Here is a 20,513-nt window from a genome sequence, read left to right on the forward strand (position 1 = left end):
GCTTCGACGGCCCCGGCGGCGCACGGGTCGGACGGGGGCTGCTCCTCCGGCGCGGCGCCCGCCCCCGCTCCCTCGGCGGACTGCCCGGTTCGCGTCTGGGGGGCCCCGTTGAAGGCGCCGCTGCGCCACACGAGCACTCCGCCGACCGCGAAGAGGACCACTGCGAGGGCGAGCATCGCGGCCACGCGGCGCCGACTGCGGCCGGGGGCGCCCCCCTGCTCCGCGCCGCCCTCCGCGCCCTCCTGGGTCCGCCCGGGCGCCAGGGTGTCCTCCCTCAGGGCCGCGGCCCGCAGATCGGCGACGATCTGAGCGGGGTCGACGACGCCGCCATCGACGAGCACGGGGGAGTCGGCGTCCGTTCCGCCGCTGTCGGCGTCCGACGGGTCGACGCCCAGGAGCTCGCCGATGCGGTCGGCGCACGCCTCGTCGCCCTCCCGCCCCTCCGGCGCGCCCAGCGACCATCCCCGCGTTCCCGCGCCCGGACGGGGCGGGTCGATGATGTCGATGATGACGGCGCGCCCCTGCGGGTCGACGATGATGTTCGCGGGGCTGATGTCGCCGTGGACGATCCCCGCCTCGTGCAGCGCGCTGACGCCGGCGGCCACCCCTTCCCACACCCTCCGGCGGGTGCGCGGCGAGCGCAGCGCGTGCGAGGCGAGGGCGATGTCGAGCGGGCGGCCCTCGACGTACTCCTGGACGACCGCCCACTGCCCGTCCTCGTGGCGGACGACGTCGAGCAGGCGGACCACGTGCGGGGAGTCGATGCCGGCCCACGCGCGCCAGCGGTCCACGCTCCCGCGCGCCTCGCGCTCGCCCCGGATCGCGACGACGCCGGGGCCCTTGCTGGTCTCCGTCAACCACAGCGGCCCGTTGGCGCCCATGTGGATGATGGTGCCGAGTTCGTACCCTCCGATTTCCATGGTCCAATCTTTCCGAAGACTCCCATGTGAGGCAAGTCATGCGCGTGCGCGTGAACGCCCCCATGTCCGGGCCCGGCCGGCGTGGCGGTAGAATGGGTGTGCTATGAGTGAGAAGAAACCCCCCGCAAAGCGCCGCTGGTACAACAACATGGCGGACGCGTACCGCGTCTCCGCCCGCTCCTACCCCTGGATCCCGTGGGTCCTGGTGGGCGCGGCGATCTCCGTGATCGGTCTGTTCCTCATCATCGCCGCCCTCCTCCACCTGAACTGGATCGCGTGGCTGTTCGTCGGCCTCCTCGCCGCGTTGACGACGGACATGGCGATCCTGTCCTTCCTGGTGCCCCGCGCCCTGTACTCGCAGATCGAGGACACCCCCGGGTCCTCCAAAGCGGTGCTCCAGCAGATCAAGCGCGGGTGGATCATCCCGGAGGAGCCCGTCGCCGTGACCCGCGAGCAGGACCTGGTGTGGCGGATCGTGGGCCGCCCCGGGGTGGTCCTCATCTCCGAGGGGCCCTCCTCCCGCGTCCGCCCCCTGCTCAACGCCGAGGCGAAGCGCGTCACCAGGATCCTCCAGAACGTCCCGGTCCACCAGATCCAGGTCGGCAAGGACGAGGGGCAGGTCGCCCTGGCCAAGCTGCAGGCGGCCATCAACAAGCTCAAGAACGCCCTCACCAGCGAGGAGGTCCCGCAGGTCTCCTCCCGCCTGGCGGCTTTGAAGGCGAACAACCCGCCGATCCCCAAGGGAATCGACCCTCAGCGGGCGCGCCCGAACCGGCGCGCCCTGCGGGGCAAGTGAGCGGCGCACGCGTAGCGCGGGAAGGGGCGGCCCCGGCCGCCCCTTCCCTGTCCCCGGAGCCCGGGGCAGCGCCCACCGGCCGGGCGGCAGTGGTCCTGACTGGCCGGAGCAGCGGCCCGCCGCAGGGGCGCAGTCCGCGGAGCGGGCGCGGGGGCCTCCGTCGGCGTCCGCATCGCGAACGGACATCCATCACATATTATGCATAGCCATGCATGATGATGCATACTGATGCCGTACCGACAATCCCCCGCACTTAAGGATCCCGAGATGCACACCCCGCACAAGCCCGCGACAGCGGCCCTCCTCGCACTGACCACGGCGTCCGCGCTCGTCCTCGCGGCGTGCTCCGACCCCGGCGCCACCACGCAGTCCGCCTCGGACCCCAACGGCGCGGCCGCCTCGGGCGGCGCCGCGACCACGGACGTCACCCCCTTCGACGTCTCCCAGATCCCCACCGTCGACGAGATCGCCGCCCTGGTGCCCGACGAGGTCAAGACCCGCGGCACCCTGCGCAACGGCGCCTCCGCCGACTACGCCCCCGGTGAGTTCCGCGCGAGCGACGGCCAGACGGTCGTCGGCTACGACGCCGACCTCACCAGGGCCCTGGCCAAGGTCATGGGCCTGAAGGACGGGACGACCTCGCACGCCGAGTTCCCCACGATCATCCCCTCCATCGGCACGAAGTTCGACGTCGGCATCTCCTCCTTCACAATCAACTCCGAGCGCGAGCAGCAGACGAACATGATCGCCTACGTCCAGGTCGGCTCCGCCTACGGGGTCGCCCAGGGCAACCCGAAGGGCTTCGACCCCGCCCAGCCGTGCGGCAAGACCATCGGCGTGCAAACGGGCACGGCCCAGGAGGAGTACATCAACAAACTGTCCCAGGAGTGCGTGTCCGCGGGCAACGAGGCGATCACCGTCATGCCCCACGACGTCCAGACCTCCGTGGCCACCAAGGTCGTCGGCGGGCAGTACGACGCGACCCTGGCAGACTCGACGGTCATCGGCTACACCGCGGCCCTGTCCCAGGGCAAGATCGAGCAGATCGGCGACGTCATCGAGTCCGCGCCCCAGGGCATCGCGGTCAACAAGCAGGACGCCGCGCTGACCGAGGCCGTCCAGAAGGCCGCGCAGTACCTCATGGACCACGGCTACCTCCAGCAGATCCTCGCCCCCTACGGCGCGGAGGGCGCCGCACTGACGACCGCGGAGCTCAACCCGCAGGTCAACGACTGAGCGCGGAAGGAGCGATCATGCCCCATGTGAAAGACGGAGTCGAGCTGCTCGACGCCAAACCGGTCCCCCGGCCCGGCCGCTGGGTGGGCGCCGGAGTCGTCGCGGTGATCGTGGCGATGGCCGTCCACGGGCTCGTCACCAACCCGAACTACCAGTGGTCGACCGTGTGGGCGTGGCTGTTCTCCCAGTCGATCATGTCGGGGGTGCTCTTCACGATCATCCTCACCGTCCTCGCCATGCTGATCGGCACGGCCCTGGCGATCACGATGGCAATCATGCGCCAGTCGATCAATCCCGTGCTCAAGTGGGTGGCCACCGCCTACATCTGGTTCTTCCGCGGGACCCCCATCTACACGCAGTTGATCTTCTGGTCCCTGCTGCCCACCCTCTACCCGAAGCTGTCGCTGGGCATCCCCTTCGGCCCGGAGTTCGTCACCTTCGAGACGGCCGCCTACTTCACGCCGTTCTGGATGGCGTTCGTGGGCCTGGGCCTCAACGAGGGCGCGTACCTGGCCGAGATCATGCGCGCTGGCCTGCTCAGCGTCGACAAGGGGCAGTGGGAGGCCGCCACCGCCCTGGGCATGCCGCGCTCCCTGATATTCCGCAGGATCGTGCTGCCCCAGGCGATGCGCGTCATCGTGCCGCCCATCGGCAACGAGACGATCTCCATGCTGAAGACGACGTCTCTCGTGTCGGCCATCCCCTTCACGTTGGAGCTCACCTTCGTCGCCAGGCAGAAAGGGCAGGCGATGTTCGCGCCCGTGCCCCTGCTCATCGCCGCCGCGATCTGGTACTTGCTCATCACGACGCTGCTCATGTGGATCCAGTCCTACATCGAGAAGCACTTCGCCAAGGGCTTCGACCGGCGCGAGACGACGGGGGCCTCCCCCGCCCAGTCCGATTCAGACGACGAGCCCTCCCCCTCCCAGAAACGATTCCTGGATGTGACCCCATGACCCCTGATCCCTCCCCCCAGCCGATGGTGTCGGTGCGCGGCGTCCACAAGTTCTTCGGCGACCTGCACGTGCTGCGCGGCATCGACCTCGACATCGCCAGCGGCGAGGTGTGCGTCATCCTGGGCCCCTCGGGCTCGGGCAAGTCCACGCTGCTGCGCTGCCTGAACCAGTTGGAGCGGATCAGCGCGGGCCGCGTGTACGTGGACGGCACGTTGCTGGGCTACCGCGAGGACGCCTCCGGCCAGCTCCACGACCTCAAGGACCGCGAGATCGCCGCGCAGCGGGCCCGCATCGGCATGGTGTTCCAGCGGTTCAACCTCTTCCCCCACAAGACGGCGCTGGAGAACGTCATGGAGGCCCCCGTCCACGTCGCGAAGCAGCCGGCCGACCAGGCGCGGGCCCGCGCCCTGGAGCTGTTGGACCGCGTGGGGCTGGCGGACCGCGCCGACCACTACCCCGCGGAGCTGTCAGGCGGCCAGCAGCAGCGCGTCGCCATCGCCCGAGCCCTGGCGATGGACCCGGAGATCATGCTCTTCGACGAGCCGACGAGCGCCCTGGACCCCGAGCTGGTCGGGGAGGTCCTGGCGGTCATGCAGGACCTGGCCGCCTCGGGCATGACGATGGCCGTGGTGACCCATGAGATCGGTTTCGCCCGGGAGGTCGCCGACCACGTGGTCTTCATGGACGGCGGCGCGATCGTCGAGGCGGGGACCCCCGCCCAGGTCATCGACAATCCGTCCTCGGATCGCACGAGGGAGTTCTTCTCGAAGGTCCTGTGACCGTGCCCGGCGCCGCCCGTGCGGGGGGAACCGCCGGAGCGGACCGGGCAGCCCCCGCGGGGGGGGAACCGGCGGACACACCCCGGCGTACTGGGCCGGGCCCCCCGCCACGGCCTAGTGTGGTGGCATGGTGACTACGTTCTGCGGGCGCAGCGGGCTGCGCGTGTCCTCCATCGGCCTGGGCACCCTCACGTGGGGGCGCGACACGGACGCCGCGGAGGCCTGCGAGATGCTGGCGCGCTTCGTCGACGCGGGGGGCAATCTGGTGGAGTGCTCCCCCATGCACGGCGAGGGCAGGGCCACCGACGTGCTCGCCGAGGCGGTGGCCGCCGTGGGCCGCCACCGCGTCGTCCTCGCGTGGCGCGGCGCCTCGCGGCCCGACGCCGACTCGTGGAGGCCCGCCGGCGGGCGCGGCGACATGCTGCGCAGCCTCGACGACGCGTTGCAGCGCCTGGGCAGTGACTTCGTCGACGTGTGGCTGGTGTCGCCCGAGGCGGGCGTCCCCCTGGAGGAGACCCTGTCAGCGGCGGAGCACGCCCACCGCACCGGAAGGGCCCGCTACATCGGCATGGCCTCCTCGCGCACGTGGGACATCGCCGAGGCCGTGACGCGCGGCGCCATGCCCGGCGGGGCGCCCATCACGGCCGTCGAGGCCCCCCTGTCCCTGGTGGACACCCGGCTCGCGGGCCTGGTCGCGGAACTGGAGGACCGGGGCATTGGGTTCTTCGCGGCCTCCCCCCTGGCCGGAGGGGCGCTGACCGGCAAGTACCGGCACTCCACTCCCCCGGATTCACGGGCGGCCTCCCCGCACCTGCGCCACCTCGTCGAACCGCACTTCACCGCGGCCGCCAGGGGCGTGATCGAGGCGACCGTGAGAGCGGCCGAGGGGCTGGACCGCACGGCCGCCGACGTGGCGTGCGCGTGGGCAAGCGGCTACCCGGGCGTGTCCAGCGCCATCATCGGCCCGCGCACGACCCGCCAGCTCGACGCGGTCCTCGAGCGCGAGGCGCCGTTGCCCGTGCCGATACGCCAGGTGCTCAACGAGGTGGCGGGATTGCGCTAGGCGCCGTCCGCGCCACCTGGTGTATCCTTCATCACGTGCGCACACCCGTGATGATTGTGAGGCTCGGTGTATGGCGAAACGAGGGTTCCAGGGCGCCGTCCTGAAGGTCCTCCGCGCGAGGGAGTACCCGCTGGCGGTCTTGGAGCGGAGTCCCCTCACCCCTTCGTGCGTCCGCATCGTCTTCTCCGCCCCCGAGCTCCTGGGCGCCGTCCCCCTCTCCGCCGCCTCGTGGCTGCGCCTGTGGGTCCCCGATCCCGAGCGCCCCGATGTCGAGCACCAGCGCGGCTACACGATCGCCGCCCACGACGCGCGGGCCGGGACGATCGCCGTCGACTTCGTGCAGCACGAGCCGTCGGGCCCCGCCTCCACGTGGGCGGCCAGGGCGGAGGCGGGCGACCGCATCGCCGCGATGAGCATGGGGTCCACGGAGGTCTCCTTCGCCGGGCAGGACCAGCCGGAGGGCTACCTCATGATCGGGGACGCCGCCTCGGTGCCGGCGATCCGCTCGCTGGTGGCCGAGGCGCCCGCCCATGTGCCCGTCCGCGTGTACTTGGAGGAGCACTCGGACTCTGATCGGGATCTGCCCTTCGCCTCCCATCCCCGCCTCGAGGTGCGCTGGGTGCCCCGCGAGGGCCCGGAGTCGCTGGCGCGCGCCGTCGATCCTGGCGACTACCGGGGGTGGTACGCGTGGGCGACGCCGGAGTTCCGCTCCCTCAGGGCGCTCAAACTCCGCTTGAAGGAATGGGGGCTGGCGAAGGGGCGCCTCCACGCGCAGGCGTACTGGATAGAGGGCCGGGGGCTGGGCCGCTCGCGCGGGGAGAAGCGCTGAGGCCGTCCCCGCGCGAGCGGATGGGGGTGTCAGGTCGAAACCATCCCCGTTGACGACTTCGACCTACCGTTACAGTTTAGCGTGTCCCATGACACCCCGAGGCCGTTGCCGCAATTCGGAGCACCCCCTCTGACCAGGTTAAAAGCCAGGCAAGGATGCCGAATAATCGCTGTTGATCTGGAACGACGGCTGCCCTTCCCAGAAGGTCACGATTTGATCACGAAAAGCCGGAGAACTGCGGGAACCCCAGTTGAGACGCGCCACAGGCGCCGAACTGGCATGATTGGGGGCATGGCACTGTCGAAGAAGGTCCTGAGCCGCGACGAGGTCGTGGTCCGGCACATGCACACCCACATCAAGGTCCTCCTGTGGAGGATCATCGCCTGGCTCCTCCTGATCGCGGCGGCCGCGGCGGGCACGGTCTTCATCCCCGCCGACTGGCAGCCCTGGGCGGCCATCGCGCTGTGGGCGCTGGTCCTGGTCGTGAGCTTCCCCCTGCTTTTCATCCCGTGGCTGCTGTGGTACATGCACACGTACACCGTGACCACGAAACGGGTGATCACCCGCCGGGGAGTCTTCCGGCGCACCGGCCACGACCTGCCGCTCACCCGCATCTCGGACGTGCAGCTGGTGAAGGACTTCAGCGACCGCTTCTTCGGATGCGGCACCTTGGCCCTGCAGACCTCCTCCGACGACCCGCTGCTGCTGCACGACGTGCCGAAGGTCGAGATGGTCCAGGTCGAGATCTCCAACCTGCTCTTCGAGGACGTCCAGGGCGCCATCGACGCCGACCCCGACAGCTGAGGCGCCCGGGCCCGGCGCGGGCGAGCATTGGGGTAGGAAACGGTGCATTGGGGCAGGTAAATAACCTGCTCCAATAGGTGGTTCCCTACCCCAATGCCTCCCTCCGCTTCCGTGCCGCCAGCGCGCTCGGCTGGAGCCGGGCGCCTTGCGGTCGGGGGCGGGTCGGGCGCCCTGCCGAACTGTCCGCCTGATCGCCGGGTGCGGGAGGGACCTAGCCGAACTGTCCGCCCAGTGGTCGGGTGCGAGGCGGACGCACCGCTGCCGGATGCCCTCAGCCAGGTGCGGGTCGGGGTGCACGACCACTATGATTGCGCGATGGTCGGGCGCGGGCGAGCACTGGGGTAGGAAACGGTGCATTGGGGCAGGTTAATAACCTGCCCCAATAGGTGATTTCCTACCCCAATGCCTCCCTCCGTTCCCGTGCCGCCAGCGCACGCCCTACCCCAATGGGTGGTTTCCTGCCCCAATGCGGTTCGTTGCGCCCGGGAGGGGCGCTATGCCGACGAGGCGGAGAGCGTTCTCACAGCGATGCCTCCGCCTTCACAGCGCTACCACACTGTGCAAGCGTTATCACACTTGCAAAGCGTGGTATCACTGTGAGAACTCCACTTCGCTTGCAAAGCTACCCGAGCGCTGCCGCTGCCGGGTCCGCTTTCCAATAGAAAAATGGCCCTTCGCCGTTTGAGTATGGCAGAAGCCGGTATAGGGTCGGGGGCTGCTGGATGATCGAGGTCGCTGTGCAATGGCGGACTGGGACAGCCCGACCAGTCGACCTGACGCGGCTCGGGCTACCCCGCCCTTCTTCGAGCGCTGAAGGAGGGGCCGTCGACCCATCACCGTGACAGGGGTTGCCGCCGTTGCCGCTGCCGCCTCAGGGCCCTGCTGAACCACCCGTTCCCCGCAGCGCGATCATCACCACCAGCTCCTTCCGGGCCGCCCGCGCCCGCTTCGGCCGAGCCGCCGTGTCCGACGCACGACTCATGGCGACGCAAATACTTCTCCACGTTCTGAGCACTGAACAAGTGGGATAGCGCCCCCAGGGCGAGTGTGACATCCCTTGCGGTCCAGTTGCCGCTGCTCTTCACGCTCCCCTTCGACCACCGCAGCCACTTGAAAAACAACCATGATCGCGAGTACGACCACACCCGCTTGCCGCACGTTGGACACTTCACTAGCCGACGGTCATTCATCGCGCCCACGTACTCGTCCTTGAGTAGAACGCCGTCATCTTCGCGGTGCTCGACCCGGAAAGAGAGCAGAACGCCGGTTCTCGTCCTCACCCTGTGTTCATCAAGCGCAATCGGTGGGTCGCGGTGCTCGACCTTGAAGTGGTACCAGCACGTTGCAATATGACTGGACAACTGTTCGCCAAAACCCAGATTCCGCAAGTAGTGACTAAGCGTATCAGTTTTTTTGCTTTTCTCGTCATCCTTTATCCATCTATATAACACAAGCAGAAACGCAATCTCCGCTACCGCGTACAGGGCTATTGATACCAGTATAATCGCATTCAAAAGAAACGGGGGGATAAATTGACGCCAGGCCTCAGAACCTACTGGTTGAAAGAATGTAGGTGATGCTCGCACGGAAAAGAGCGCTGCGCACAGAGCGATCAGTTGAAGCAGAAATAGCATCGAAATGGGAGTCTCTTTTCTGCGAATTTGGCTATGCACCCTCGCGGAGTTCAGGTAGTCGAGGCGGAGCCTGTTGAAAACGAGGTTCTGCCTCCACAGCACGGGATCGCTCGTCCGCAGGAAGGAGTCCCCGCTGGCCCAATCGTCCGGATCCTTGAGGCGGCTCCTGATGTTGATCAGGCTCTCGGTGGCGACGATGATACGGGGCGCCAGCCACATGGCCACGGCGACGACGACCACCCCGATCAGGGCGGCCATGGCCCACGGGTGGCTGTTGAGAACTGGGAACAGCGACCCCAGCGCTCCGACGATATCACTCACGGCATCCTCACATTCCCCGCCAGCGGCGGCCGCATCAGCCCCCTGCCCTACGCCCCTTCTGCGATCTGGCGGACCTTGCCCTTGCGCAGCACGTCCACCAGGAAGCGGCCCGTGTGGGACTCGGGGACCTCGCTCACCTGCTCGGGGGTGCCCTCGGCCACCACCTGGCCGCCGCCGGAGCCGCCCTCGGGGCCCATGTCGATGACCCAGTCGGCGCTCTTGATGACGTCCAGGTTGTGCTCGATGACGATGACGGTGTTGCCCTTGTCGGCCAGGGACTGCAGGACCAGCAGGAGCTTGCGGATGTCCTCGGAGTGCAGGCCCGTGGTCGGCTCGTCCAGCACGTAGACGGTGCGGCCCGTGGAGCGGCGCTGCAGCTCGGAGGCCAGCTTCACGCGCTGCGCCTCGCCGCCGGACAGGGTCGTGGCGGACTGGCCCAGCCTCACGTATCCGAGCCCCACCTCGACCAGGGTGTTGAGGTGGCGGGCGATGCGCGAGATGGGCGCGAAGAACTCGGCGGCCTCGGCCACCGACATGGAGAGCACATCGGCCACCGTCTTGCCCTTGTACTCCACCTCCAGGGTCTCCCGGTTGTAGCGGGCCCCGTGGCACACCTCGCACGGCACGTACACGTCGGGCAGGAAGTTCATCTCGATCTTCAGGGTGCCGTCGCCCTTGCAGGACTCGCAGCGCCCGCCCTTGACGTTGAAGGAGAAGCGCCCGGGCCCGTAGCCGCGGACCTTCGCCTCCTGCGTCTCGGCGAAGAGCCTGCGGATCTGGTCCCACACGCCCGTGTAGGTGGCGGGATTGGAGCGGGGCGTGCGGCCGATGGGCGACTGGTCGACGTGGACGACCTTGTCGAGGCCGCTGATGCCCGAAATGGTGCGGTGGCGCCCCGGGATGGTGCGCGCGCCGTTGAGGCGGGCCGCCAGGGACCGGTAGAGGATCTGGTTGACCAGCGTGGATTTGCCGGAGCCGGACACGCCCGTGACCGCCGTGAACACGCCGATGGGGAAGGACACGTCGATGCCGCGCAGGTTGTTCTCCCGGGCGCCCTTGACGGTGATGAGGCGCCTGCGGTCGATGGAGCGCCTGGCCGCGGGCAGGGCGATGGCGCGCCTGCCGGACAGGTACTGGCCTGTGAGGGACTTCTTGTTGACCAGCAGCGAGTCCATGGTGCCCGAGTGGACCACCCATCCGCCGGTCTCGCCCGCGCCGGGGCCGATGTCGACGATCCAGTCCGCGGCCTCCATCGTCTCCTCGTCGTGCTCGACGACGATCAGCGTGTTCCCCAGGTCCCTCAGCCGCTCCAAGGTGGCGATGAGCTTGCGGTTGTCGCGCTGGTGCAGGCCGATGGAGGGCTCGTCGAGGACGTAGAGGACGCCCACCAGGCCCGACCCGATCTGCGTGGCCAGGCGGATGCGCTGCGCCTCGCCGCCCGACAGGGTGCCGGCGGCGCGCGACAGCGTCAAGTAGGTGAGGCCCACGTCCACCAGGAAGTCGAGGCGGGCGGCGATCTCTGTGAGGATGGGCGCGGCGATCGAGGCGGAGCGGTCCTCCAGCTCCAGCTCCGCCAGGTGGGCGCGGGCGTCGGCGATGGACAGGTCGGACAGCTGCGCGATGGACAGGCCGCCCACGGTGACGGCCAGGACCTCGGGCTTCAGGCGCGCTCCGTGGCACGAGGGGCAGGGGACCTGGCGCATGTAGCCGTCGAGCTTCTCGGTCACCCACTCCGACTCGGTCTCCTCCTTCTTCCGCTCGATGTAGGCGACCGCCCCCTCGAATCCGGTCGTGTAGGAGCGCTCCCTCCCCCACCGGTTGCGGAACTTCACCTGGACCTCGTAGTCCTTGCCGTACAGGACGGCGTCCTTGGCCTTCTTGGGCAGGTCCTTCCACGGCGTGGACATGTCGAAGCCGAGCTCGGCCGCCAACGACTCCAGCAGCCGCTTGTGGTACTTGAAGTTGGTGCTCCACACGCCGACGGCGCCCTCGGCCAGGGACAGCTCCTCGTCGGGGACCACCAGTTCGGGGTCGACCTCGTTGCGGAAGCCCAGGCCCGTGCAGTCGGGGCACGCGCCGTAGGGGGCGTTGAAGGAGAAGGTGCGGGGCTCGATCTCGTCCAGGGACAGGGGGTGGTCGTTGGGGCAGGCGCGCTTCTCGGAGAAGCGGCGGCGCCGCGCGGGGTCCGCCTCGTCGAGGTCCACGCAGTCGATGACGACGAGGCCGTCGGACAGGCGCAGGGCAGTTTCCACCGAGTCGGTGAGGCGCTGGCGGATTCCGCTGCGCACGACGAGGCGGTCCACGACGACCTCGATGGTGTGCTTGAGCTTCTTCTCCAGTTTCGGCGCGTTCTCCAGGCGCACGGCCTCGCCGTCGATGATGGCGCGCGTGTAGCCGTCGGCTTTGAGCTCGTCGAGCAGGTCCTGGTACTCGCCCTTGCGGCCGCGCACGACTGGCGAGAGCACTTGGAAACGGGTGCCGTCGTCCATGGTGCGCACCCGGTCGACGATCTGCTGGGGCGTCTGGGCCTGGATGCGTGCCCCGCACTGGGGGCAGTGGGCGATCCCGGCGCGCGCGTACAGCAGGCGCAGGTAGTCGTGGATCTCGGTGATGGTGCCGACCGTGGAACGGGGGTTGCGGGACGTGGACTTCTGGTCGATGGACACCGCCGGGGACAGCCCCTCGATGAAGTCGACGTCGGGCTTGTCCATCTGCCCCAGGAACTGACGGGCGTAGGAGGACAGGGACTCCACGTAGCGCCGCTGCCCCTCGGCGAAGATCGTGTCGAAGGCCAGGGAGGACTTGCCGGAGCCGGAAAGGCCCGTGAAGACGATCATCGCGTCCCTGGGCAGGGTCAGGCTGACATCCTTGAGGTTGTGCTCGCGGGCGCCCTGGATCACTAGTTGGTCATGCACCCTACGATCCTAGCGGCGCCCTGGGCAAATCCCGGGATGAGCGCTACGGTGGGGGCATGGCATATTTCGCAGTCGAATACGTGTACGACCCCTCGAAGACCGAACTCATGGACCAGGTGCGCCCCCGGCACCGCGCCTATTTGGGGGCGCTGCGGGACGAGGGGAAGAACCTGGGGTCGGGCCCCTTGTCTGGGGACGCGCCCGGCGCGCTCCTCATCCTCAAGGCGGACGCCGAGGCCGACGTGCTCGCCATGCTGGACGCGGACCCGTTCCACGAGGCGGGGGTCGTGTCCACGCGCACCGTCCGCGAGTGGAACCCGGTGATCCGCCACTTCTGATCCTGCGGCGGGCGCGGGCCGTTCCGCCGGTCCATGGGGCTGGTACGGGCCCAGGCTCCGGTCGCGGCCGGTCCGTGCCCGCTACTGGCCGCCCCCCGATTGGGTGGATTGGGCGCTGGTTCCGGATTGCTGGTCGGGCGGGCCCTGGGGGTTGCCGTCGGTGTCGAAGGACTGGTAGAGCACGAGGTCGGGGAAGGTCTGGGTCAGGTCGCGCCCGTAGACCTTCGCTTTGAGGTCGTCCTCGCTCATGTCCCCGAAAGGCACGCACCCCGAATGGTAATAGAAGCGCACCATCTCACCGGGCACGTAGTAGACGCTCAGCAGGGTCCCGTTGCGGTCCTCCCCCCACACCAGGCTGCGCTCCTCATCGGGCGCGAAGGTGTCGGGGGGCGTGAACCCGGCGGGCTCGAGGATCTGCTCCGACAGTGCCCGCAGATCCATCGCATCCGTCATCAGGATCTTCAAACCCGGGCTCCTCACCCGTATCCCGTGCTCGTCCCCCGTTTCCCCGCACCCGTTGATATACGCAGAACCATCGTAGCCGAGGGCTCCTCCGTTCTGCTTGGCCAGGGCGTCGACGAAACGCTCGATCAACGGTTCCGCATCCGACAAGTACACCCCGATGGGGGCCCTTTTGTCGAAGGGCAGCAACGGGTCCGGCCTGCCGAAGATGTCCGTGCCCCGCCCGCACCCGCACACGGCCACCGCCACGCACGCGCACCACGCCACAGCCAGAGCGCGCAGGCGCCCGCGCTTCACTGCTCGCCCCCCGATTGGGTGGATTGGGCGCTGGTTCCGGATTGCTGGTCGGGCGGGCCCTGGGGGTTGCCGTCGGCGTCGAAGGACTGGTAGAGCACCAGGTCGGGGAAGGTCTGGGTCAGGTCGCGCCCGTAGACCTTCGCTTTGAGGTCGTCCTCGCTCATGTCCCCGAAAGGCACGCACCCCGAATGGTAATAGAAGCGCACCATCTCACCGGGCACGTAGTAGACGCTCAGCAGGGTCCCGTTGCGGTCCTCCCCCCACACCAGGCTGCGCTCCTCATCGGGCGCGAAGGTGTCGGGGGGCGTGAACCCGGCGGGCTCGAGGATCTGCTCCGACAGCGCCCGCAGATCCATCGCATCCGTCATCAGGACCTTGAATATCGGACTCGCCACCCGTATCCCGTGCTCATCCCCCGTCTCCCCGCACCCGTTGAAATACGCAGAACCATCGTAGCCGAGGGCTCCTCCGTTCTGCTTGGCCAGGGCGTCGACGAAACGCTCGATCAGCGGCTCCGTATCCGACAAGTACACCCCGATGGGAGCCCTCCTGTCGAAGGGCAACACCGGATTCGGCCTGCCGAAAATGTCCGTGCCCCGCCCGCACCCGCACACGGCCACCGCCACGCACGCGCACCACACGACAGCCAAAGCGCGCAACCATATGGCTCTCATTACTTCGCCCCCCCGATGACACGGCAGATGTCGTCCAACGCCTCGTTGTGCTGGCCAGGCGCAGGGGCGTCGAAGTAACTGGAATGATTGGCGAATATCCAACCAAAATAATTGGCATGGTACGAGGACGCGCCAGACGCGTCACCGGAGAGGTGCTGGATGCCCTCGAGGTCTACGGGATCGCGTCCGAAGGACTCCCATTGGTCTGGTGGAATCCCCTTCACCCAGTCGAGGTGCTCGACCGCCGACACCCACACATGGGAGGGATCGACTCCGAGCGAGCCTACCGTGCTGGTGCCCGCACCAGGGGACCCCGTGTAGATGAAATCGTCCACCACACCCGCTCCGATGTCCTTCATGGCCAGTCCCGCCGTGGTGGATCCGTAGGAGTGCGAGACGACCGTCTGGTGGAGGTCGCCGCCCCCTTCCCACCGCCACGACTTGATGCCCGTGAGGAAGTTGTTGAGGCGGGGAGCCCCGGCCTCGGCCTTCTCCGTCGAGGCGACGGAGACGTCGTTCTGCGGGGCGTCGTAGCCTAGCCATGCGACAACAGCAGTGTCCGCTCGGGGACTACTTGAGACCGCAGCAGTGTTCTCTTGAAGTCTCATCGCAGTATCGACATAGCTCTCAATCGAATCATGGACGTTGGTCCCCATGCCGGGGACGAAGGTGGCCACGTTCTTCGCGTTGTCGACATCGCCCACCGCCACCGCCGCCTTGAGGCGCTCGCCCGACGGATCCAGAACAAGCAGAGACGTGGGAGCTCCGTCCGCCCCGGTCCGCTGGAGCTGGGCGTCGAGCCTGCGCAACTCCTCGAGGTCGTGCTGGGCGTTCTTCAGATCGAGCCGCAGGGCGGCACCGAGGTCGGACTCGCGGGGCGACTGGTACCCCGCGTTGTTGATCTTGTCCTGAGCGGCGGCGACCGCCGCCTCGGCCTTCTCGATGAGCCCCGGGACGTGGTTGCCGCCGGAATCGGTGTACCCGTGGAGGACGAGCCTATTCGCCTTGTCCCTTGACGCCATGTCGATGCCGTCGAGGTTCCCGTAGGTGGCGGGGTCGCGCTCGATGCACTCCTGGCGCTCGGCGTCACTGAGGGCGTGCCACCAGGCGCTCACCTCCGCCGGCGACCACGAGGGGTCGGCGTCATCTGGCAGGCCCGGGGATTTCGAGTCGCGCCCCTCCCGCGCTCCGCCCCCGTCGAACGTCCCATTCGCCAGTGCGCTCAGCCGCTTCTCCAAAGCGGCATCGACCTCCTCCGCGATGCGCAGCGCGTCGGCGATGTACTGCTGGAGCTCCCCGTACTTCAGCTCCTTAACGATGCTCGCGTAACTCTGCTCCCGGGTAGTCTGAGTCGTCGGCATCGTTCCGGGCACGGTTATGGTCCAATTCTCGTACTCGCGGACGAATGGATCCAGGCTCCCGTCCTCTTTGATCGGGTAGCCGATCTCCGCGGAGATCTCCTGGGCGCTGCGCACCTTCGCCTCGACCCGTCTGACCCCGTCGGCCGCCTCCTCGCAGGCCAGCATGTACTCACTGGCCACTTGGACCAAATGGTCCAGGTCGTCCTGCAGGGCCGTTCCCGCGCCGCGCATCGCATCGGCCGCCTGGCCCTCAGAACGGAAGCGGTCGAAGTGCCCCGCGAGTTCTTCGACTTGGGTGCGCGTTCTCCTCCTGCCGTCTCCCCCGGCATTCGCGGACTCGTCGAGATAGTCCGACCGCCACTGCTCCAGATCGCTCCACGCCACCATTGCCGTTCCTCCTCACTCAGTACGCATCCGCCTGGGAGGCGGCTGCGAGGTTCTGGAACACCACGGAGTTGGCGTCCTCAGTCGTGGCGAATGCCGAAATCGTCTCGCCGATATTGAACGCGTAGTCCTCAAGGCCCTGCGCGAGCGCGGCCCACGCGTCGTCGATGCTCTGGCACGCCTGGAGCACGACTTGCGCGCTCCGACTGCCGGGCATGCCGCTGGCCACGTACCCCGCCGCATCGCCGAACGGCGCGGAGCCGAGCGCTTCGGCCACGGCGTCGGCGCCGTCGCGCAGGGCCTCCAAGTCGCCTGCGATGATGTTCAAGTCCGTCATTGCTCTCTCCTGGGTCCGGTGTTGGGTGTTCGGCCGGTGTCGGTCTAGTCCTGGCGGTGGTAGCGCGGCGATGTGCCCAGTGCCGACTGGCCCGGGTGCTTGTCCACGACCTCCGGATCCACGCCCCGGTACACGTAGGCCTCATCGGCTTTGAAGAACGAGTCCCTCGACGCCAGGCCGTCGGTGTAGTCCGCCACCGAGGCCGCGCTCGGCTCCTCCCCGGCGAACTTGTCCATCAACGGGTTCGCATCCGGGTACCCCGTCGGATCGGTCCTGTCCAAGCCGCCTGTGCTGAGTAGCGGGAATCCGCCGCGGCCATTCGTCGCTGTGCCGACCAGGGACTGGAGGATCTGGTTCGGCGCCGCCTGCGGCCACTGCTGCATCGCCACCGCCAGGGCACCAGCCACGATGGGGGTGGACACCGAGGTCCCCGTGACCGAGACGACCTCACCGGAGGCGAAGTCATGGACCTTGAGGTTCTCCCCCGGGGCCAGAACCGTCAGCCCCTTCCCGAAGTTCGAATACCGCCAGATAAGGCCCTGATTATCCGACGACCCCACCCCCACGACGCCGTTGAGGGACGCCAAGGAGTCCTCGGGGTCCTCGCGCCCCTCGTTGCCCGTCGAGACCACGACGATCACGTTCTTGGCCAGCGCCCGCACCAGCGCGTCGCGCAGGGACTCGCTGAGATCGCCCCCGCCCATTGAGATCGAGATGATCTGCATGCCCTCCGCGACCGCCGCGTCGAGAGTCTCCTCCATCCCGATCCCCAAGCACCCCTTGGTGTCGTTGACAGTGTCGTCGTCCCCCTTCCCCGACCACCGCCGCGGGAACGAGTAATTGACCACCTCCGCGCCCCTCGCCACCCCGTACCCGCGCGCCGACAGGATCGACACCATCGCGCTCCCATGGGTCTTGTGCGTATCGGAGCCCTCGAAATCGCACATCTTCCTCACCCGCACATTCGCCCCTTCCAACTCCGGCAGGCCCGTGTCCGCAGGACCGTCGATGACCCCGATCCGCACCCCCGTACCCGTCAATCCCCGCGCCACCGCCTTATCGATGCCCAGCACTGACACGTAGTCCTGGGTCGTGATCTCCTCCACCGCCAGCGCGGGCGCGGCGCCGACCACCCCCGTGCCCGCGACCAGCGCGGCCGCGCACACCGCGATCCGCAACCGGCGCCCGGCCCGCGACAACGCCCTCACAGCTCCCACTCCTCCAGGTCGAAGGAGAACTCCACTCCGTCGTCCGCCGAACCGGGGCCGTGCGCAGGATCCCACACGGGTTCGGCCTTCGGCTCGGAATCGAAGTACGGGAGGGGAACGACCTCCTTCTCCTGGTCCTCCTCCTCGGGGTTCTCACCGTTGTCGCTGCGCCTGCCGTCTGCCTTCTGCCGTTCCTCCGCCGCGCCGGAGACCGGCACGCCGGCGGCGATCGGCGCCATCATCGGCTGACCACCCGGAGCGGAGGCGGGCGCCCCGGTGCCGACGGAGGTCGCCTTGCCCCCGGCCGGAAGAGTTCCGCCGATTCCCGAAGCGCGCCCCGGCGCCCCTGCTACGCGGCCGCCCAGGACGCTCCGTGCGCTGGGGAGGCTCCTGCCCGGTCCCAGCAGGCCTGCTCCGAGCGCGCCCGCAGTGGCCGCTGAGACTTGCCGCACACTGGTTGGCATGCGGTAGGTGGGGTCCCAGCGCGGATCCGAGGCATTGACGGCGGAGGGCGGGACGTACCCGCCGACCAGGCCGTTGGGGGTCACTGTCATATTGATGGGACGGCCCACCAGATCCACTCCGTCCAGGTCGTCCACGACGGCGCTATCGGGCGCCTGTTGGGGCAGGCCGGGGCGTTGGAAGCCCTCGGCCGCCAGATCGAATCCGGGTGCGGGGCCGCCTTGGGGCGCAGCCGGGCCCCCGGGCCCATCGGGCGCCGCACCGGAATGACCGTCGGCCGCGACGGCCCCGCCCGCGGACTGGTCGGCAGGAGCAGGGCGCGACGGCTTCTCCGGGGTGGCAGGGAAGTGCTCACTCCATGCCGTGCCCTGCTTCGTAGCCGTTTCCTGGACGCTGCTGCCGTGCTGGCCCACCTGGTCGTTGAGCTGGTCGAGCAGGCCCTTGCAGTAGTCCTCGCGCTCGGTGCGGCGCTGGACCTCAAGGGTCTCGAAGTAGCACTCCGACGGCGTGTACATGTAGTGGCCACCGGCCGGCACGACGACCATCTGCCCCTTGGACGACTCGCGGAGGGACTCCTCCTCGGGCGTCAGCAGCTCGGAGGCGACGTTCTGGCTGAAGTCGTCGCGCAGGGAGCGCATCGTGTCGCGGGCGCCCCCGATGGTGGCGAACCCCTCCTGGAGCCGTGCCCGCGCCGCTTGCAGACGGCATCGGAACTCGTACGCCCACCGCGCGATCGCATCATTGACCATAGTGGAGTGGTACCCGTTCTCCTGGGCGTAGCGCAGGACGGCTCCGTCGCACTCGTCAATGCGCGCGAGCGCAGAGCGGTACGCCTCCTCATCAGCGGAGTCGTCATAACGCAGATCCGCGACGGCCTGCATGCGCCTGAAGAACTGGTCCTGCTTGAGCGCGCCACCCTTCGTTTTGCCCGCTTCCCCCATCAGCGCCCCTCCTCGTTCATCCCGGTAGTCTGCGCGCGCCTGAGTCCAATGTGGGTTCTCATTCCCCATCGCCTCCGGGCGAGTAATCGTCGTAGCCGTCAGCTGGAGTGGAATTGTCCACTTGCGCACCAGCGCCATAGGACTCGCCGGCGAAGGCAGCGGCGAGCCGTGCGGCGATGTCCTCATCGGTGGCCTCGTAACCCGCCACGGCCCTCTTCGAATCCTCCAGCGTCTGCTCCAGCGCCGTACGGCATTCCAGTAGCTCGGCGTCAACGGCATCCAGGAGCGCTTTGAAAGCGCTCCGTGCCGTCTGCGGCCCGGTCTCCGTCCCCCACTTCAGCTCGGTCTGCTCGGAGGCGAGCGCCTGGACGCCCTTTTCTCCCGCCTCGTCCAGATCGGTCGTCCCCACTGCTGCGCGCGAGAGGGCCTGCCCTTCGACTTCAGGGTCGACGCCGCCTCTGTCATTCATACCGCATTGTCCTTCCAACGCCGTGCCCGTGCTCCTAACGGGCCCCAATGCGACTATATCCAGGAGGGCGCGCGGTTGTTAACCACTTTGAAAGTGCGATGGATTACAGGATAATCACATATCCTGTTCAAATTATGGGGTCAGTCCTGGGCCGTCGCTCCGCCCTCCTCCAGGGAGCGCCTGTAGGCGGTCCGGTAGAAGATCCTCTGCCCTGCCTCGATGAGGGCGCCCGCGCACAGGCCCACGCCGACGATGACCGCCCACTCCCACGGCGTCGGCCACACCATCTGGAAGAAGTCCCGCACGGGTGCGAGGGCGACCCCCCCGACGGTGGCGACGGCGACGGCCGTCAGCAGCGCGCACTTGACGGGGGTCAGGGGCCTGGACGTGATGACGAGCAGCCAGATCGCGCCCACCATGAGGGCCAGGATCGCCGCAGTGGACTCGCGCGAGGACGGCGGGCCCTCCACGATGCCGAAGGCGGTGAGTGCGGCGGCGGCCAGGACGGCGCCCGTGGGCATCGCCAGTGACAGGGTGCGGCGCAGGAAGCCCGGCACGTAGCGGCGGCGGTTGGGCCACAGCGCCAGGAAGAACGCGGGGATGCCGATGGTGAGGGAGTCGATGTAGCTGAACTGGCGGGGCAGGAACGGGTAGCGCCACCCGACCAGGGCCGTGATGATCACCAGGATCGCCGCGTAGGTGGTCTTCGCCAGGAAGAGGCTGGACACCCGCTCCATGTTCGCGATGATGCGGCGGCCCTCGGCGACCACGCCGGGCAGCACGGAGAACTTCGAGTCCACCAGGACGATCTGCGCGATGGCCTTCGTGGCCTGGGAGCCGTTGCCCATCGCGATCCCCAGGTCCGCGTCCTTCAGGGCCAGGGCATCGTTGACCCCGTCGCCCGTCATGGCCACGCAGTGCCCCCTGCCCTGCAGGGCGCCCACCATGGCGCGCTTCTGCTCGGGCGTAACGCGCCCGAACACGTCGTGGGAGGCGATGGCGCGGGCGAACTCCTCCGAGGCGGTGTCCTCGGGCAGCTCGCGGGCGTCCATGAGTCGGGGCTCGCCGCCCCCCGGCGCCGTGAGGCCGGCCTGGGCCGCCAGTGCGCCCACGGTGGTGGGGTTGTCCCCGGAGATGACGCGCACGTGGACGCCCTGCTGGCGGAAGTAGTCGAGGGTCTCGGCGGCGTCCTGGCGCAGGTCCTCCTCCAGTGTGATGACCGCGGCCGCGAGGCGCGCCTCGGGCAGCCGGTCCTCGACGAGCGCGGCGGGGGCGCTCACGAGGGCGACGACGCGCGCGCCCTGGCTGGCGGCCCCGGCGGCGAGCT

At 68.6% G+C, this 20,513-nt stretch carries 19 protein-coding genes; 8 read left to right on the plus strand and 11 right to left on the minus strand.

The window, feature by feature from the left end:
* Positions 1–920: protein kinase domain-containing protein (locus BH719_RS00775; RefSeq protein ID WP_009399919.1), on the minus strand; the 920-nt coding region annotated here is incomplete at its 3' end.
* Between the two features lie 103 nt (positions 921–1,023).
* Here BH719_RS00775 and BH719_RS00780 point away from each other — a divergent pair.
* The 7 genes from BH719_RS00780 (at position 1,024) to BH719_RS00810 (ending at position 7,383) form a co-directional block, all read left to right on the plus strand.
* Entirely contained in the window at positions 1,024–1,716 is a 693-nt protein-coding gene (locus tag BH719_RS00780) for a DUF4191 domain-containing protein (protein WP_009399921.1), read from the plus strand.
* Between the two features lie 267 nt (positions 1,717–1,983).
* Positions 1,984–2,952: an ABC transporter substrate-binding protein gene (locus BH719_RS00785; RefSeq protein WP_009399928.1), complete on the plus strand. Its 969-nt coding sequence runs from the start codon at positions 1,984–1,986 to the stop codon at positions 2,950–2,952.
* 17 nt (positions 2,953–2,969) lie between these two features.
* On the plus strand, positions 2,970–3,908 hold the full coding sequence (locus tag BH719_RS00790; RefSeq protein ID WP_009399929.1) for an amino acid ABC transporter permease: 939 nt from the start codon (positions 2,970–2,972) through the stop codon (positions 3,906–3,908).
* Complete coding sequence (locus BH719_RS00795) at positions 3,905–4,687, plus strand: amino acid ABC transporter ATP-binding protein (protein WP_009399930.1); 783 nt, start codon at positions 3,905–3,907, stop codon at positions 4,685–4,687. The genes BH719_RS00790 and BH719_RS00795 overlap by 4 nt, the downstream gene beginning before the upstream one ends.
* A 127-nt stretch (positions 4,688–4,814) precedes the next feature.
* Positions 4,815–5,750, plus strand: coding sequence for an aldo/keto reductase (locus BH719_RS00800; protein WP_009399931.1), 936 nt, complete (start codon positions 4,815–4,817; stop codon positions 5,748–5,750).
* Positions 5,751–5,820: 70 nt separating this feature from the next.
* Positions 5,821–6,579 (plus strand): siderophore-interacting protein, encoded by a 759-nt coding sequence (locus BH719_RS00805; protein ID WP_009399932.1) that lies wholly within the window; start codon positions 5,821–5,823, stop codon positions 6,577–6,579.
* Between the two features lie 291 nt (positions 6,580–6,870).
* Positions 6,871–7,383, plus strand: coding sequence for a PH domain-containing protein (locus BH719_RS00810; protein WP_034255106.1), 513 nt, complete (start codon positions 6,871–6,873; stop codon positions 7,381–7,383).
* Positions 7,384–8,216: 833 nt separating this feature from the next.
* On the opposite strand, the gene BH719_RS00815 is transcribed toward BH719_RS00810, so the two are convergent.
* Positions 8,217–9,338 carry a hypothetical protein gene (locus BH719_RS00815; protein WP_034255107.1) on the minus strand — a complete coding sequence of 374 codons (1,122 nt, stop codon included), beginning with the start codon at positions 9,336–9,338 and terminating at the stop codon, positions 8,217–8,219.
* Positions 9,339–9,385: 47 nt separating this feature from the next.
* Positions 9,386–12,253 (minus strand): excinuclease ABC subunit UvrA, encoded by a 2,868-nt coding sequence (gene uvrA, locus BH719_RS00820; protein ID WP_009399938.1) that lies wholly within the window; start codon positions 12,251–12,253, stop codon positions 9,386–9,388.
* Between the two features lie 56 nt (positions 12,254–12,309).
* On the opposite strand from uvrA, the gene BH719_RS00825 reads away from it, so the two are divergent.
* Positions 12,310–12,591, plus strand: a complete 282-nt coding sequence (locus BH719_RS00825) for a YciI family protein (RefSeq protein ID WP_009399940.1) — start codon at positions 12,310–12,312, stop codon at positions 12,589–12,591.
* An 81-nt stretch (positions 12,592–12,672) separates the two neighbouring features.
* On the opposite strand, the gene BH719_RS00830 is transcribed toward BH719_RS00825, so the two are convergent.
* The 8 genes from BH719_RS00830 to BH719_RS09910 form a co-directional block, all read right to left on the minus strand.
* Entirely contained in the window at positions 12,673–13,350 is a 678-nt protein-coding gene (locus BH719_RS00830; RefSeq protein WP_009399942.1) for a DUF4853 domain-containing protein, read from the minus strand.
* Positions 13,347–14,024, minus strand: a complete 678-nt coding sequence (locus BH719_RS00835; protein ID WP_009399944.1) for a DUF4853 domain-containing protein — start codon at positions 14,022–14,024, stop codon at positions 13,347–13,349. The genes BH719_RS00830 and BH719_RS00835 overlap by 4 nt, the downstream gene beginning before the upstream one ends.
* Positions 14,024–15,772: an alpha/beta hydrolase gene (locus tag BH719_RS00840; protein ID WP_009399946.1), complete on the minus strand. Its 1,749-nt coding sequence runs from the start codon at positions 15,770–15,772 to the stop codon at positions 14,024–14,026. The genes BH719_RS00835 and BH719_RS00840 overlap by 1 nt, the downstream gene beginning before the upstream one ends.
* Positions 15,773–15,788: 16 nt before the next feature.
* Complete coding sequence (locus BH719_RS00845) at positions 15,789–16,106, minus strand: hypothetical protein (RefSeq protein ID WP_009399948.1); 318 nt, start codon at positions 16,104–16,106, stop codon at positions 15,789–15,791.
* A 44-nt stretch (positions 16,107–16,150) separates the two neighbouring features.
* Positions 16,151–17,314 carry a S8 family peptidase gene (locus BH719_RS00850; protein ID WP_009399950.1) on the minus strand — a complete coding sequence of 388 codons (1,164 nt, stop codon included), beginning with the start codon at positions 17,312–17,314 and terminating at the stop codon, positions 16,151–16,153.
* Entirely contained in the window at positions 17,311–18,717 is a 1,407-nt protein-coding gene (locus BH719_RS00855; protein WP_009399952.1) for a hypothetical protein, read from the minus strand. The genes BH719_RS00850 and BH719_RS00855 overlap by 4 nt, the downstream gene beginning before the upstream one ends.
* Before the next feature lie 58 nt (positions 18,718–18,775).
* Positions 18,776–19,186: a hypothetical protein gene (locus BH719_RS00860; RefSeq protein ID WP_009399954.1), complete on the minus strand. Its 411-nt coding sequence runs from the start codon at positions 19,184–19,186 to the stop codon at positions 18,776–18,778.
* 140 nt (positions 19,187–19,326) lie between these two features.
* Positions 19,327–20,513 (minus strand): HAD-IC family P-type ATPase (locus BH719_RS09910; RefSeq protein ID WP_009399956.1); only part of this gene is annotated, 1,187 nt, incomplete at its 5' end.

Origin of the sequence: Pauljensenia hongkongensis, assembly GCF_001746855.1 — a bacterium.
GTDB classification, from domain to species: Bacteria; Actinomycetota; Actinomycetes; order Actinomycetales; family Actinomycetaceae; genus Pauljensenia; species Pauljensenia hongkongensis.

Coding starts and splice junctions, on each gene's coding strand:
- BH719_RS00800 (WP_009399931.1), top strand. CDS start 4,815: ATGGTGACTACGTTCTGCGGGCGCAGCGGGCTGCGCGTGTCCTCCATC.
- BH719_RS00825 (WP_009399940.1), top strand. CDS start 12,310: ATGGCATATTTCGCAGTCGAATACGTGTACGACCCCTCGAAGACCGAA.
- BH719_RS00805 (WP_009399932.1), top strand. CDS start 5,821: ATGGCGAAACGAGGGTTCCAGGGCGCCGTCCTGAAGGTCCTCCGCGCG.
- BH719_RS00795 (WP_009399930.1), top strand. CDS start 3,905: ATGACCCCTGATCCCTCCCCCCAGCCGATGGTGTCGGTGCGCGGCGTC.
- BH719_RS00840 (WP_009399946.1), bottom strand. CDS start 15,772: ATGGTGGCGTGGAGCGATCTGGAGCAGTGGCGGTCGGACTATCTCGAC.
- BH719_RS00860 (WP_009399954.1), bottom strand. CDS start 19,186: ATGAATGACAGAGGCGGCGTCGACCCTGAAGTCGAAGGGCAGGCCCTC.
- BH719_RS00835 (WP_009399944.1), bottom strand. CDS start 14,024: ATGAGAGCCATATGGTTGCGCGCTTTGGCTGTCGTGTGGTGCGCGTGC.
- BH719_RS00810 (WP_034255106.1), top strand. CDS start 6,871: ATGGCACTGTCGAAGAAGGTCCTGAGCCGCGACGAGGTCGTGGTCCGG.
- BH719_RS00780 (WP_009399921.1), top strand. CDS start 1,024: ATGAGTGAGAAGAAACCCCCCGCAAAGCGCCGCTGGTACAACAACATG.
- BH719_RS00785 (WP_009399928.1), top strand. CDS start 1,984: ATGCACACCCCGCACAAGCCCGCGACAGCGGCCCTCCTCGCACTGACC.
- BH719_RS00855 (WP_009399952.1), bottom strand. CDS start 18,717: ATGGGGGAAGCGGGCAAAACGAAGGGTGGCGCGCTCAAGCAGGACCAG.
- BH719_RS00790 (WP_009399929.1), top strand. CDS start 2,970: ATGCCCCATGTGAAAGACGGAGTCGAGCTGCTCGACGCCAAACCGGTC.
- BH719_RS00845 (WP_009399948.1), bottom strand. CDS start 16,106: ATGACGGACTTGAACATCATCGCAGGCGACTTGGAGGCCCTGCGCGAC.